This window comes from Streptomyces sp. NPDC001450 (assembly GCF_053597295.1).
Window position 1 is genome coordinate 17,073 of record NZ_JBSFHY010000006.1, and the last position, 13,870, is coordinate 30,942.

Sequence of the window (13,870 nt, forward strand, 5' to 3'; positions counted from 1 at the left end):
GGGCGGTGAGCCGGTCACCTGCCGCGGTGGCTTCCGCCGCACTTCCGTGGGGAAGCGCCACACGGCGTCTCACTCGGTGGCGATCGCCCGCAGTACGTCCAGGCGGGCGGCTCGGCGGGCCGGGCGCAGGCCCGCGAGGGCGCCTGCCGCAAGGCCGACCAGGACGACCACGGCGAGCCGGGCGGGCGGGAGGGCGAAGACGAAGGCCGTGTCGCTCGCGCCGTCCGAGGCCTTGACCAGGACCCAGCCCAGGAAGCCGCCCAGGGCGAGCCCACCGGCCGTGCCGAAGGCGGCGACCAGGACCGACTCCCAGCGGACCATGGCCCGCAGCTGGGCCCGGGTCTGGCCGACGGCCCGCAGCAGGCCCAGTTCCCGGGTGCGTTCGTGGAGCGCGAGGGTCAGCGTGTTGGCGATGCCCAGCAGCGCGATGACCACCGCGAGGGCGAGCAGGGCGTAGACGAGCGTGAGCATCATGTCGATGCCGCCGGCGGAGGACTGCGCGTACTCCTCCCGGGTCTGCACCTCGGGGTTGCCGTACCCGGCGGCGACCTTCTGCACGGCCGCCTTGCCCGCGTCCGCGCTCACGCCGCGCCGGAAGGTGACGGCGATCAGCGTGTCGGCGTCCTGGGTGCGGTGCGGTGCCCAGGCGGCGCAGGTGATGACGTAGTCGCCGGCGAGTTCGGACCGGCCATAGACGGCACGGACGGTGAAGTTCAGTGTCCTGCCGTCGGTGAAGGTGAGCCGAGCCGTGTCGCCGGTGTGCAGGCCTCGGCGGTCGGCCTCCGCACGGGTCAGCGCGATGCCGTCGGTGCCGAGGTCGCGCAGGGACCCGGTGACCGTGCCGAGGTCGAAGGTACGGGCGAGCGCGGCCGGGTCGGTCACGGTCAACGCCCGCCCCTTGCCGTCCACTTCGGCGACCCCGCGGCCGAGTCCCACGGCGGTGTCCACCTCGGGCAGCCGCTGCAGGGCCGGGGCGATCCGGGGGCTGAGCCCGCTGCCGCCCGCGCCGAACGAGGGTGTGCTGACGGCGACGTCACCCGCGAAGGACCGGGACACCGTCTGGTCCATGGTGGCCTTCAGCGAAGCGCCGAACACGGTGAACAGGGACACGACGGCCACGCCGATCATCAGGGCGCTCGCGGTGGTGGCCGTCCGCTTCGGGGTGCGCAGGGCGTTGCGCCGGGCGAGGGCTCCGGTGACACCGCGGACCCGGTCCAGGGGTGCGCCGAGGAGTCGTACGGCCGTGGTGGCGGCGACCGGACCCAGCACCACGAAGGAGGCCAGGGCCAGCAGCGCGCCGAGTCCGGCCGGCCACACGGACGGTGAGACGAGCACACCGGTGAGGGCCGCCGCGAGAGCCGCTGCACCGAGGACCGTTCCGGCGAGCGCGCGGAAGCGGGACGCGCCGGAGGAGTCGACGGCGGTCTCGCGCAGCGCGGCCAGCGGGGCGGTGCGGCCGGCGCGCAGGGCGGGCAGCAGCGCGGAGCCCAGGCAGACCACGATTCCGACGGCGAGCGGCAGGGCCATCGACAGCGGCTTGATCACCAGGTCGCCGTCGGGGAAGGGGAATCCGATCGCCGGGAACAGCGCCTGGAGCCCGGCGGCGATGCCGATCCCGCCCGCGAGCCCGGCGGCGGAGGCCGTGACGGCGACGACGCAGGCCTCCGTGAGCGCCGCGGCTGACACCTGACGGCGGGAGGCTCCGAGGGCGCGCAACAGGGCGTTCTCGCAGGTGCGTTGGGCGACCACGATCGCGAAGGTGTTGTGGATGGAGAAGGTGGCGACGAGCAGGGCGACGCCGGAGAAGACGAGCAGGAAGGTCGTGAAGATCGTCAGGAACTGGCTGGCGATCATGTCGTTGTTCTCCCGCGCCGAGTCCTGGCCGGTGATGTCCTCGACTCCCTCGGGCAGTACGGGAGTCAGCCGCCGGACCAGTTCCCGCTGGCTCACTCCGGGGCCGGCCCGCACCTGGATGCTCGCCGCCTGGCCCGGCCGCGCGGTGAGGTACTTCTCGGCATCGGCCCGGGTCATGCCGGTGAAGGTCACCTGAGCCATGCCGTCCTGGCCGCCGAAGGTCGCGAGGCCGACGATGGTCACCCGGACCGGGTCCGGGGTGCGCAGGGTGGTGGTGTCACCGATCCTCAGGCCGCCCTTCTTCGCGGCTCCCCGGTTGACCACGACCTCCCCGGAGCGCGCGGGGAGGCGGCCCTCGGCGAGCTGGTACGGGTTGAGCTTCGGGTCGGCGATCCAGTTTCCGGCGAGGGTCGGCGGGCCCTGGCCGCCGACGGGTTTGCCGTCGGCGCCGACGAGTTGACCGGCACCCTGGATGTTCGGCGCGGCGGCCGCCACTCCGGGGACCCGCTCGACGGTCCCGACCAGCGAGGTGTCGACGGGCCGTCGTACGCCCTGGGCCTCACCGGGCGTGGTGATGGCGTCGGCGCCGCGTACGACGGCGTCCGTGCCGCTGGTGGCCTCGCCGAACATGGAGCCGAAGCTCGCGCGGAGCGTGTCGCCCATGACCAGGGTGCCGGCCAGGAAGGCGACACCGAGGAACACCGCGAGGAACGTGCCGGCGAAGCGTCGCCGGTGCGCGCGCAGCGAGGTGAGACTGAGCCGGAGCGACGCGTTCATGAGCGCACCTCGAAGGCCTTCATGCGGTCCAGGACCTTGTCGGCGGTCGGGGACGCCATCCGGTCGACCAGCCGGCCGTCGGCGAGGAAGAGGACCTCGTCGGCGTGGGCGGCGGCGACAGGGTCGTGGGTGACCATGACGACCGTGCGTGCCGTCTGCCGCACGGCGCGGCCCAGGAGGGCGAGGACCTCACCGCCGGAGCGGGAGTCGAGGTTGCCGGTCGGCTCGTCGGCGAAGACGACGTCCGGGCGGCCCGCGAACGCCCGTGCCACGGCGACGCGTTGCTGCTGTCCGCCGGACAGCTCGGAGGGCCGGTGGTGCAGCCGGTCACGCAGCCCGACGACGTCCACGAGCGCGTCGATCCACTCCCGGTCGCCCCGCTTCCCGGCGAGGTCCAGGGGCAGGGTGATGTTCTCCGCGACGGTCAGCGTCGGCACCAGGTTGAACGCCTGGAAGACGAAGCCGACCCGGTCCCGGCGCAGCAGGGTCAGGCGGCGGTCGTCCAGCGCACCCAGCTCGGTGTCGCCGATGTAGGCGGCGCCCGAGGTGAGCGTGTCGAGACCGGCCGCGCAGTGCATCAGGGTGGACTTGCCGGAGCCCGAGGGGCCCATGATCGCGGTGAAGCGGCCGGCGGGGAAGTCGACGTCCACCCCGTCCAGGGCGTGTACGGCGGTGTCGCCACCGCCGTACACCTTCACCGCGCCCACCACGCGGGCCGCCGTACCGAGGGCGGTCGTGGTCATGCCGCTCCGCCCTTGCCGATACGGCCGAACTGCTCCTCCAGGACGGAGAGCCGGCGCCAGTACTCGTCCTCGTCGATCTCGCCGGCGGCGAAGCGACGGCCCAGGACCGCGAGCGGCGAGTCGCCCGCCGGGCGCGAGCCGTCCATGGGCCGCCAGGGGCCGCCGCGGCCGCGCCAGACGGTGCGGCGCAGGAAGGTGACGGCGCCGATCACGACGACCGCCCAGATGAGCGGGAAGAACAGGATCCATGGGCCGGGTCCGCCGTCCCAGTTCGCCAGGGTCTGCATCTCGGTTCAACTCCCTTGTCGGCAGGGTCTCGGGGTGATGCCACGAGACTCCCTCCGTCAGGGGGCCGGGTCGTCGTGCGGCCGGCGGCAGTGCGCGTACCTCCGCGGGAGTACGACCGTGGCACACGGCTGCTCCCTGGGGACTGGCGGATTGTAACTACTAGTATGTACAGTCATCTCATGAGCACCTCGGAACGACTGATCGAGTCCACCCGCGAGCTGCTGTGGGAGCGTGGCTACGTGGGCACGAGCCCCAAGGCGATCCTGGAGCGCGCCGGGGCCGGCCAGGGCAGCATGTACCACCACTTCAAGGGCAAGCCGGACCTGGCGCTGGCGGCGATCCGGCGGACCGCCGAGGAGCTGCGGGCCACCGCCGAGGGCGTACTCGACGGGCCGGGCACGCCGTACGAGCGCATCGAGGCGTACCTGCTGCGCGAGCGTGATGTGCTGCGCGGTTGTCCGATCGGCCGGCTGACCATGGATCCGGACGTGATCGCGAGCGACGAACTGCGTGCGCCGGTGGACGAGACGATCGCGTGGATCCGCGGGCGGATCGCCGGGATCGTCGAAGAGGGCAAGCGGCAGGGGCAGTTCGCGCCCGGACTGGACGGCGAGGAGATCGGCGCGGCCGTCCTCGCGACCGTGCAGGGCGGCTACGTGCTCGCCCGCGCCTCCGGCTCCCCCGCCGCGTTCGACACCGGCGTCCGTGGCCTGCTCTCCCTGCTCGCACCCCGAACTCCCTGACTGGAGAACAGATTTCCGTGCACATCACCAGACGGCGTCCCGAGAGCCTGCAGGGTCCGGCGGAGAACTTCACCGGCTCGGTGTGGCTGGACGAGATAGCCGCCCCCGCCGCCCCCTCCCACCTGCGCATGTTCAACGTCCACTTCGCGCCCGGCGCGCACACCGCCTGGCACCGGCATCCGCACGGCCAAGTGCTGCACGTCCTGGAGGGCGAGGGGCTGGTGCAGCGCGGTGGCGGTGAGGTGGAGGAGATCCGGGCGGGCGACACGGTGTGGATCGAGCCGGGCGAGTGGCACTGGCACGGTGCCGCGCCGCGCACCTTCATGAGCCACCTCGCGGTCGTGGAGGCCGCGGCGGACGGCACGACGACCGAGTGGCACGAGCACGTGAAGGACTACCCCGCCTGAGACAGGCGACCGACTCCCGGCCCGAGAAGGGAACCACGACATGCACGCCATGCAGTACGAGTTCACCCTGCCCGCGGACTACGACATGAGCATCATCCGCTCCCGCGTCGCCCGTGTCGCGCATCGCCTGGACGACTGGGACGGCCTCGGCATCAAGACGTACGTGCTGCGCGAGCGCGGGGTGCACGGCTCGCCGGTGAACCAGTACGGGCCCTTCTACCTCTGGAACACCATGGAGGGCATGAACCGCTTCCTCTGGGGAGGCGCCTTCCAGGGGCCGGTCGACGACTTCGGGCGGCCGGAGACACGGCAGTGGACGGGCCTGGCCTTCGAGGAGGGCACGGCCGCCGGCTCCCCCGCCGCGTTCGCCGTGCGGCGGCGCCAACCGGTTCCGGACGGCGTGGAGTTGGCCGCGTTCATGGCGCACGCGGCGCGCGAGACCGGGCGGCTGGCCGCGACGGACGGGGCGGTGCTGGCGGCGGCCGCCGTGGACACACGCGCGTGGGAGGTGGTCCACTTCTCGCTCTGGGAGCACGCCGCACCCAAGGCCGAGGGCGACGTGTTCGAGGTGCTGCATCTGTCGGCGCCCGGGCGGGGTGACCTGCCGCGCGGGCGGCAGTGGTGAGTACGGTCCGTACGGTCCTCGGTGACATCGGCCCCGAGGAACTGGGCGTGTGCGACGCGCACGACCATCTCTTCCTGCGCAGCCCGCGGTTGCCGGGGCGGGAGCTGGACGACGTGTCCGCCGCGCGGGCCGAGCTGACGGCGTTCCGGGCGGCGGGCGGAGGGGCGGTCGTGCAGTGGACGCCGTACGGCATGGGCCGGCGGACGGCGGACCTGCCGGGGCTGTCCCGGGCCACAGGTGTGCACGTGGTCTGCGCGACAGGACTGCACCAAGCGGCGCACTACGCCCCGGAGTCGCTCGACGGGCTGCGCGGCGGACTGTCCGGGCTGTTCGTCACCGAGCTGACGGAGGGCATCGGCACCTCGGGGGTCCGGGCCGGGCTGATCAAGGTGGCGGGCGGCTTCCACGGCCTCGACGGGCACGCCCGCCGGACGATGACCGCGGCGGCCGAGGCCCACCACGCCACCGGTGCGCCGATCGCCGTCCACCTGGAACTGGGCACCGGCGCACTGGACGTGCTCGACCTGCTGTGCGGCGCGTCGGGCGTGCCCGGGCACCGGGTGATCCTCGGACACCTCAACCGCTTCCCCGACCCGGTGGTGCAGCGGCAGGCCGCCGAGTCGGGCTGCTGGCTGGCCTTCGACGGGCCCTCCCGCGCCCACCACACCACCGACTGGCGGATGCCGGAGGCGGTCCGTGCCCTCGCGGAGGCCGGGTACGGGGACCGGCTGCTGCTCGGAGGCGACACGGTGGTCTCCGGGGCACGGTCGGTGGACGGCGGGCCCGGGATGCCGTACCTGCTGAGCCGGGTGCGGCCGCGGTTGGCGCAGGCGGTGGGTGCGGAGCTGGTGGAGCGCATCCTCAGCGAGCATCCGGGGCGGGCGTTCGCGGTCGACTGGAAGTGACCGCGCGTGGCCCGATCATGTCGGTCCCTGGCCCTCGGGACGGTTCCGGCGCCGGCGGCAGCCCGGAGGATGGGAGTCGGCGCCCCCTGCCCGAGGAGATGAGACCGCCATGGCCCTGGAGATGCGCGACCGTTGCGAGCGCTGCGAGACCACCGATCTGCCCGCGGACGGCCCTGCCCGCATCTGCTCCTACGAGTGCACGTTCTGCGTGGCGTGCGGCGAGGCGATGGGCCAGGTCTGTCCCAACTGCGGCGGGGAACTGGTGGCGAGGCCCCGGCGGGTTGCCGTCGCCCGGCGACTGTGAGCCGCGCGTCTCACACCATTTCGGGTTGCGGTTCCGGTCGCGGCGCCGGTGCGGCCTTCGGTTCCCACGGTCTGGTGGTTCGTACGTAGCCGTAGACCACCGAGGTCATCGCCAGAACGAGAAGCGGTCCGAACGCCCACGGATGACGGGCCATCTGTACCGGCAGACAGCGGTACGACACCAGGAGGGCGGCGAAGACCGTCGCGCCGTAGGCGACCAGCTGGATTCCCGACCGCTCCCAGCCACGGTCGTGCGAGCGCAGAGCCGCCTCGATCGTGAGCGTGAACACCACACCGGCAAGGATGTCCGCGCCGTAGTGGTAGCCGAAGCCCAGCGTCGCGCCGAGCGTCCCGATGAGCCAGAAGGCGCCTGCGAACTGCAGAATCCGTGGGCCCTTGCGGGAATGGATGAAGATCGCGGTGGCCCACGCCGTGTGCAGGCTCGGCATGCAGTTGCGGGGGGTGATCTGGTCGAACGTCATCGGGTGCGGCGCGGCCACCGGCGGCGTGTCCGGCCACAGGTCGGCCACCGCCCAGTGCGCGCCGCCGGTGCCGAAGGCGCCGGGACCGTAGGCGAAGACCGGTCCGACCACCGGGAAGATCATGTAGATGGCCGGCCCGAGGAGGCCGATCGCCAGAAACGTGCGCACCAGATGATGGCGCGGGAAGCGGCGTTCGGCCGCCACGTTGCGCAGCTGGTACAGCGTGACGACGACCGCGGCCACCGCAAGCTGGATGTAGACGAAGTCGAGAACATGGGCGCCGACCGGGCCGGTGGCCCTGACGATCCGGCCTGCCAGCCACGACGGGTCGCCCAGCGCGTGATCGGCGGTTGCCACGTACTGGTCGAGCACCAAAGGGCGGGTCTTCGACGTGATGAGCAGCCAGGTGTCACCGGTCTTGCGGCCGGCCACCAGCAGCAGGGCCAGTCCGACGCCCTTCAGCAGCAGGACACGTTCCCGGCCGGTACGGCGCGTGACAGCGATGACCGCACAGCCCAGAATCACCCACAACGCACCGTTGCCGAAGGGGTGGCCGTCGGTCGCCTTGTCGCCGACGGCCCACCGCACCAGAAAGAAGACGACGTCGATGCCGATCGCGGCACCAGCCGCGATGAACCGTTGCCGCCGGGTGAGCACCACCGTCATCAACGCCAGACTGGCGTACAACAGCGGCCCCGACTTGGGGCGGTACACCACCTCTTGCACCTGGGTGGTGATCGGCCCCGGCAGGCCGTAGCGACGTGCGGCGATCTCCAGCGTGATGAGGAATCCGAGGACTGCCACACCCGCCGCGGCCCACAGCATCGCCCGTGGTTGACGCCACGCCGTGGACTCAATTCTGCGATTCTGTCTGGATATCAATTATTTGGCCGATTTGTTAGGTTTTATTTAAACAGGCGACAAGGGCGATCACCGTGAGTTCGAACATGTTATCGGCGCGGGTGAGTTTCGCTGGTCACGGGTCACGGCAAATCCCGTACGATGCGCTGTCGTGGCAATACAGAATCCCTGGGGAGCACCGTACGGCAGCCCGCAGCCGCTGCCGAACATCCCGGCAAAGGACTTGCGGCCTAGGCGCATCTGGTACCTGGTCGCTGCACTGCTCGGGCTCGTACTGGCCGGTGTCGGCATCGCCTTCATCGCGGTGACGGTGAAGAACACGGTTGACTTGATCGACACCGCCCGGAGCTTCTCCAGCGGCGACTCCCGGACCATCCACCTCGTCCAGGGCAAGACCAAGGCGATCTACGTCTCCCAGTCCGGGAAAGGTCAGGTCAACTGCCGGATCCCGGGCCTGGAGTCCGGCTCGATGACCCAGCCGGACAGCACCTTCCACATCACCATCGGGTCCCGCACCTGGGAGCGCGTCTTCGAGGTGAAGCCCGCAAGCAGCGGCGACTACACGGTCACGTGCACCTCGGAGCTGCCGGCCGAGTTCGCGGTGGGAGACAAGCCCCGGGTGGGAGCGACGATCGGCAGCATCGCCGCGGGGGTCGTGTGCTTCCTCGCCGCGTTCGCCACCACCGTGACCATCGTCGTCGTCACCGCCGTCCGCCGCAGCCGCCACCGTCGACGGCTCACCGCCATGTGGGCTCCGCCGCCGCAGTGGGGCGCGCCGCCCTACGGCCCCAACCCGGGGCCACCGCCCACTGTTTGAGTCGGACGGTGCCGCGTCTAGGCACCCCCGGCCAGCGCCCCCAGCGGATCGTCCAGTACCGGCTGCCAGGCCAACTCCGCCGCGCCGACCAGGCTGTTGTGGTCCAGGGTGCAGGGCAGGATGGGGACGCCGCCGCTCTGGCCCCACAGGCTGCGGTCGGCGACGACCGCGCGCAGGCGTTCGGGGTCGGCGTCGAGCAGGGTGCGGTGCAGGCCGCCGAGGATGATGCGGTCGGGGTTGAGGATGTTGACCAGACCGGCGAGGCCCAGGCCGAGGCGGTCGATCAGAGCCTCGACGGCGGTGCGGACGGTCGGGTCGGCGTACTGGGTGCGCAGCAGGTCGTTGGCCTGCTGGAGCAGGGAGACCTCGGGGCCCGGCTCACGGCCCGCCTCGATGAGGAGGGCCAGCGGGTCCGCCTCGACGTCCAGGCAGCCCCGGCCGCCGCAGTGGCAGGGGCGGCCCTCCGGGTTGACGGTGAGGTGACCGACCTCCAGAGCGAGGCCCGAACTGCCCGTGTGGAGGCGGCCATCGAGGACCAGGGCCCCGCCGACGCCCCGGTGCCCGGTGGCCACGCACAGCAGGTCCCGCGCGCCCCGGCCCGCGCCGTGCCGGTGTTCGGCGAGCGCGGCGAGGTTGACGTCGTTGCCCGCGAAGGCAGGGCCGGTGATGCCCGCGTCGCGTACGCACTCGGCGAAGATCCGGCGGACCGGTGCGCCCACCGGCCAGGCCAGGTGGAGGGGGTTGAGGGCCAGGCCGTCGGGTTCGGCGACGGCGGAGGGGACGGCGAGTCCGGCGCCGACGCAGCGGCGGCCCGTGGTACGGAGGAGTTCCGCGCCGGCCTCCACCACGGAGCCCAGCACCTTCGCCGGGTCGGCGTCGACGGTCTCGCAGCCGGGCGCCGTCGCCACGATCCGCCCGCCGATGCCGACCAGCGCGGCCCGGAACCCGTCGGCGTGGACCTGCGCGGCCAGCGCGACCGGGCCGTCCTCGGCGACCTCCAGCCGGTGCGAGGGGCGCCCCTGGCCACCGGCTGCCGCGCCCGGCCGGGCGTCGACCCGGATCAGCCCGAGCGCCTCCAGCTCCGCGGCCACGGCTCCGGCCGTCGCCCGGGTGACCCCGAGTTCGGCGGTGAGCACGGCCCGGGTCGGCGCCCGCCCCGTGTGCACGAGCTCCAGCGCGGGTCCGAGCGCTCCGCGCCCCCGGTCCAGCCGCACCCTCGAGGTGGTCCCTTCCCCCGTCTTCCGGGGGTCCGCCTTGCCGCTCATGAGGGTGAGTCTCCCATGATCCGCAGCTGTCGTGGCCGTGCGGCGATCTAGAGCCCGCTCACCCGCAGGGTGATGTTCAGCCGCCCGGCGAGAGCCAGTTCCGGCGGCGCCGTACCGGGGTGCACGCGGGGCACGCCGTGGTGGGCGAGCCGGGAGGGTCCGCCGAAGACGAACAGGTCACCGCTGCGCAGGTCCACGTCGGTGTACGGCTTCGTACGGGTCTGCGTGTTGCCGAAGCGGAAGACGCAGGTGTCCCCGAGGCTCAGCGACACCACCGGCGCGTCCGACCTCTCGTCGGCGTCGCGGTGCATGCCCATGCGGGCGGTGCCGTCGTAGAAGTTGACCAGCGCGATGTCGTACGGCTCGGCCGGGACCGCCTGCGGGCCGAGCGCGTCGGTCACCGCGCTGCGGCCCAGCTCTTCCAGCCAGGCCGGGAAGGGCTTCACGGGGGCGCCGTCGCCGTCGACAGCCGTGCGGGCGTAGGCGTACGGGTACCAGTGCCAGCCGAGGCAGACCTGCCGGGCGGTCATCGTGCCGCCGCCGGGCGTGCGGACCGTGCGCAGCCCGGCAGGGGGGCGCGCCCAGTCGCGGCAGGCGGCCAGGAGCGCGCGCTGCCGCTCGGCGTCGAGCCAGTGCGGGACGTGCACGGCGCCCGGTGCGACCTCGGCCCGCTCCCGCGGAAACAGTTCCACGTCCATGCGCTCCATCCTGCCCGAGGCCCGTCCGACCGGCCCTGAGCTGCGGCTCGGCTAGCCTGGGGGACGATGAACGACCGTATGACGACTCCGTGGGGCGAGTTCGAGCTGTCCCGTTTCCCCGAGGATCCCCGCGACCGGCTGCGTGCCTGGGACGCCTCCGACGCGTACCTGCTGCGGTACCTGGCCGAGGAGGGGGTGCCGCTCACGGGCACGGTCGTGGTGGTCGGCGACCGCTGGGGCGCGCTGGTGACGGCGCTCGCACGGCACCGGCCGACGCAGATCACCGACTCCTTCCTGAGCCAGGAGGCGACCCGGGCGAACCTGGCGCGAGCCGGGGTCGAGCCCGGTGCCGTGGGCCTGCTCACCACCCAGGACCCCCCGCCGGAGCGGGTGGACGTGCTGCTGGTGCGCGTGCCGAAGAGCCTGGCCCTGCTGGAGGACCAGTTGCTGCGGCTCGCTCCCGCCGTGCACGCGGGGACGGTGGTCGTCGGCACCGGGATGGTGAAGGAGATCCACACCTCCACGCTGCAGCTGTTCGAGCAGATCCTCGGGCCGACCCGGACCTCTCTCGCGCAGCAGAAGGCCCGGCTGATCTTCTGCACCCCGGACCCGTCCCTGGAGCGGCCCGCCAACCCGTGGCCGTACAGCTACGCGCTCCCGGACGGTGTCGGCGCGGTCTCCGGGCGGACGGTCGTCAACCACGCGGGCGTCTTCTGTGCCGACCGGCTCGACATCGGCACCCGGTTCTTCCTGGAGCATCTGCCGGGCGGGACGGGCGGCGGGCGCGTGGTGGACCTCGGCTGCGGCAACGGCGTCGTCGGTACGGCGGTGGCGCTGGCCGATCCGCAGGCCGAAGTGCTGTTCGTGGACGAGTCGTTCCAGGCCGTGGCCTCGGCGGAGGCGACGTACAAGGCCAACGGGGTGCCCGGGCACGCCGAGTTCCGGGTCGGGGACGGGCTGGCCGGGGTGGCGTCCGGCAGTGTGGACGTCGTGCTGAACAACCCGCCGTTCCACTCCCACCAGGCGACGACGGACGCGACGGCGTGGCGGATGTTCACCGGGGCGAAGCGTGCGCTGCGCCCCGGCGGCGAGCTGTGGGTGATCGGCAACCGGCACCTGGGGTACCACGTCAAGCTGAAGCGGCTGTTCGGGAACAGCCAACTGGTGGCGAGCGACCCGAAGTTCGTGGTGCTGAAGGCCGTCAAGCGGGGCTAGTACCGGGTTCTCGGCCGAGGACGCCGATGATGCGGGTGACCTCCCGGGCCATCGCCTCCCGGCCCACGCTGAGGTACTTGCGTGAGTCGACGGCCTCCGGGTGGGCGGCGAGGAAGGCGCGGATGGCGCTGGTCATGGCCGCGTTGAGGGCGGTGCCCACGTTGACCTTGGCGATGCCGCCCGCGACGGCGGCGACCAGGCCGTCGTCCGGCACGCCGGAGGACCCGTGCAGGACGAGCGGGACGGTCAGCGCGGCGGACAGCCGTTCGAGGAGGCCGTGGTCGAGGGCGGCGGTGCGGGTGGTCATGGCGTGCACGCTGCCGACGGCCACGGCGAGGGCGTCGACCTCGGTGTCGGCGACGAAGTCGCGCGCCTGGCCGGGATCGGTACGGGCGCCGGGCGCGTGGGCGTCCAACGAGGGCCGGCCGGATCTCCCCCACCCACCCTGCCCGGCCTTGCCACCGATCTGACCCAACTCGGCCTCGATCCACAGCCCTTGGGCATGCGCCCAGTCGGCGGCGGCCCGGGTCGCGGCGAGGTTCTCGGCGTAGGGCAGGCGGGCGGCGTCGTACATCACAGAGCTGAACCCGGCGTCGGGCGCCTGGCGCAGCAGGTCGTCGCTCTGCACGTGGTCGAGGTGCAGCGCGACGGGTACGTCGGCGCGTTCGGCGGCGGCGACGGCGGCGCGGGCGAGAGGCAGAAGCCGTCCGTAGCGGAACTTGACGGCGTTCTCGCTGACCTGGAGGACCACGGGTGCGCCGGCGGACTCTGCGCCCGCGATGACGGCCTCGACATGTTCCAGAGTGATGATGTTGAAAGCGGCTACGGCGGAGCGGGCTTCGGCGGCACCGCCGACCAGCTCGCCGGTGGTCACGAGGGGCACGGCTTGGCTCCCTTCCGGGGCGCGGGTCAGTCGGCGAGGATCACCGAGCGGGTGAGGTGGCGCGGCTGGTCGGGGTCGAGGCCGCGGTGGGCGGCGACGGCGACCGCGAGGCGCTGGACGCGGACGAGTTCGGCGAGCGGGTCGAGTGTTCCCTCGACCCACAGGGCTCCCGTGGTCCGCACCTGTTCGGCGAGTCCGGCGGGCGCTTCGCCGAGCATCCAGGTCGCGGTGCCCCCGGTGGTGACGCTGATCGGTCCGTGCCGGTACTCCATCGCCGGGTAGGCCTCGGTCCAGGACAGCGAGGCCTCCCGCATCTTCAGGCCGGCCTCGCTGGCGAGACCGACGGTCCAGCCGCGGCCCAGGAAGGTGAACTGGGTGCGGTCCACGAGCCCTTCGGGCAAGGGAGAGGCGAGGGCCGTGCGGGCGTCGGCGACGACGGCGTCGGTGTGCAGGCCGAGGTGTGCGCGCAGGAGGGTGAGGGCGGTCGTCGCGAACCGGGTCTGGACGACGGAGCGTTCGTCGGCGAAGTCCAGCACGACGAGGTCGTCGGCGGCCGTCATCACGGGGGTGGCGGGATCGGCGGTCAGGGCCGTCGTCCGCGTGCCACCCCTCAACTGCTTGAGCAGGTCCAGCACTTCGGTGGTGGTGCCGGAGCGGGTGAGAGCGACGACCCGGTCGTACGACCGCCCGCGCGGGAACTCGGAGGCGGCGAACGCGTCCGTCTCCCCCTGCCCCGCGGCCTCACGCAGAGCGGCCACGGCCTGCGCCATGAAGTACGAGGTCCCGCACCCGACGATCGCGACCCGCTCCCCCGCACCCGGCAGCGCGTCGGCGTGCCGTCCCGCCTCCTCGGCCGCCCGCATCCAGCACTCGGGCTGGCTGTTCAGCTCGTCCTCGACATGGCTCATGCCGCACCCTCCGCTTACTGATTGTTCCTGCAAGATATAGCGAGCTTTCGAGCACAATCAAGCATCCGCGGGCAGGCGGCGGTGCGCTAGGGTCGC

Annotated in this window: 15 protein-coding genes; 7 read left to right on the top strand and 8 right to left on the bottom strand. The window is 72.7% G+C overall.

What is annotated here, in order from left to right; genetic code table 11:
- Positions 1–69: 69 nt before the first annotated feature.
- From ACWC5O_RS07800 to ACWC5O_RS07810, 3 genes are read right to left on the bottom strand one after another with little or no spacing between them, the layout of a single operon-like run.
- Positions 70–2,631: an ABC transporter permease gene (locus tag ACWC5O_RS07800; protein ID WP_450585982.1), complete on the bottom strand. Its 2,562-nt coding sequence runs from the start codon at positions 2,629–2,631 to the stop codon at positions 70–72.
- Positions 2,628–3,374, bottom strand: coding sequence for an ABC transporter ATP-binding protein (locus ACWC5O_RS07805; protein WP_450585980.1), 747 nt, complete (start codon positions 3,372–3,374; stop codon positions 2,628–2,630). Before ACWC5O_RS07805 ends, ACWC5O_RS07800 begins: the two co-directional genes overlap by 4 nt.
- Positions 3,371–3,661: an SHOCT domain-containing protein gene (locus ACWC5O_RS07810; protein ID WP_450585978.1), complete on the bottom strand. Its 291-nt coding sequence runs from the start codon at positions 3,659–3,661 to the stop codon at positions 3,371–3,373. Before ACWC5O_RS07810 ends, ACWC5O_RS07805 begins: the two co-directional genes overlap by 4 nt.
- A gap of 180 nt (positions 3,662–3,841) precedes the next feature.
- Between ACWC5O_RS07810 and ACWC5O_RS07815 the strand changes: the two genes are divergently transcribed.
- From ACWC5O_RS07815 to ACWC5O_RS07835, 5 genes are all read left to right on the top strand, one after another.
- Complete coding sequence (locus ACWC5O_RS07815; protein WP_389177918.1) at positions 3,842–4,405, top strand: TetR/AcrR family transcriptional regulator; 564 nt, start codon at positions 3,842–3,844, stop codon at positions 4,403–4,405.
- A gap of 17 nt (positions 4,406–4,422) precedes the next feature.
- Entirely contained in the window at positions 4,423–4,812 is a 390-nt protein-coding gene (locus ACWC5O_RS07820) for a (R)-mandelonitrile lyase (protein ID WP_450585976.1), read from the top strand.
- 40 nt (positions 4,813–4,852) lie between these two features.
- Complete coding sequence (locus ACWC5O_RS07825) at positions 4,853–5,437, top strand: DUF4865 family protein (RefSeq protein ID WP_450585974.1); 585 nt, start codon at positions 4,853–4,855, stop codon at positions 5,435–5,437.
- Positions 5,434–6,342: a phosphotriesterase family protein gene (locus tag ACWC5O_RS07830; RefSeq protein WP_450585972.1), complete on the top strand. Its 909-nt coding sequence runs from the start codon at positions 5,434–5,436 to the stop codon at positions 6,340–6,342. Before ACWC5O_RS07825 ends, ACWC5O_RS07830 begins: the two co-directional genes overlap by 4 nt.
- Positions 6,343–6,451: 109 nt before the next feature.
- A complete protein-coding gene (locus tag ACWC5O_RS07835; RefSeq protein WP_450585971.1) occupies positions 6,452–6,646 on the top strand; it encodes a DUF1272 domain-containing protein in 195 nt (64 codons plus the stop codon).
- 10 nt (positions 6,647–6,656) lie between these two features.
- Here ACWC5O_RS07835 and ACWC5O_RS07840 read toward each other — a convergent pair whose 3' ends face one another.
- Entirely contained in the window at positions 6,657–7,952 is a 1,296-nt protein-coding gene (locus ACWC5O_RS07840; protein WP_450585969.1) for a phosphatase PAP2 family protein, read from the bottom strand.
- A gap of 187 nt (positions 7,953–8,139) precedes the next feature.
- Between ACWC5O_RS07840 and ACWC5O_RS07845 the strand changes: the two genes are divergently transcribed.
- Entirely contained in the window at positions 8,140–8,805 is a 666-nt protein-coding gene (locus tag ACWC5O_RS07845; RefSeq protein ID WP_450585967.1) for a serine/arginine repetitive matrix protein 2, read from the top strand.
- Between the two features lie 17 nt (positions 8,806–8,822).
- On the opposite strand, the gene ACWC5O_RS07850 is transcribed toward ACWC5O_RS07845, so the two are convergent.
- Positions 8,823–10,070 (bottom strand): ROK family protein, encoded by a 1,248-nt coding sequence (locus ACWC5O_RS07850; protein WP_450585966.1) that lies wholly within the window; start codon positions 10,068–10,070, stop codon positions 8,823–8,825.
- A gap of 47 nt (positions 10,071–10,117) precedes the next feature.
- Entirely contained in the window at positions 10,118–10,768 is a 651-nt protein-coding gene (locus tag ACWC5O_RS07855) for an alpha-ketoglutarate-dependent dioxygenase AlkB family protein (RefSeq protein ID WP_450585964.1), read from the bottom strand.
- A gap of 78 nt (positions 10,769–10,846) precedes the next feature.
- Here ACWC5O_RS07855 and ACWC5O_RS07860 point away from each other — a divergent pair, with 78 nt between their 5' ends.
- On the top strand, positions 10,847–11,983 hold the full coding sequence (locus ACWC5O_RS07860; protein WP_450586014.1) for a methyltransferase: 1,137 nt from the start codon (positions 10,847–10,849) through the stop codon (positions 11,981–11,983).
- Here the strand turns inward: ACWC5O_RS07860 and ACWC5O_RS07865 are convergent.
- Complete coding sequence (locus tag ACWC5O_RS07865; protein WP_450585963.1) at positions 11,970–12,866, bottom strand: class II fructose-bisphosphate aldolase; 897 nt, start codon at positions 12,864–12,866, stop codon at positions 11,970–11,972. The two genes, ACWC5O_RS07860 and ACWC5O_RS07865, sit on opposite strands and share 14 nt — an antisense overlap.
- Before the next feature lie 26 nt (positions 12,867–12,892).
- A complete protein-coding gene (locus ACWC5O_RS07870) occupies positions 12,893–13,774 on the bottom strand; it encodes an SIS domain-containing protein (RefSeq protein ID WP_450585962.1) in 882 nt (293 codons plus the stop codon).
- Between the last annotated feature and the right edge of the window lie 96 nt (positions 13,775–13,870).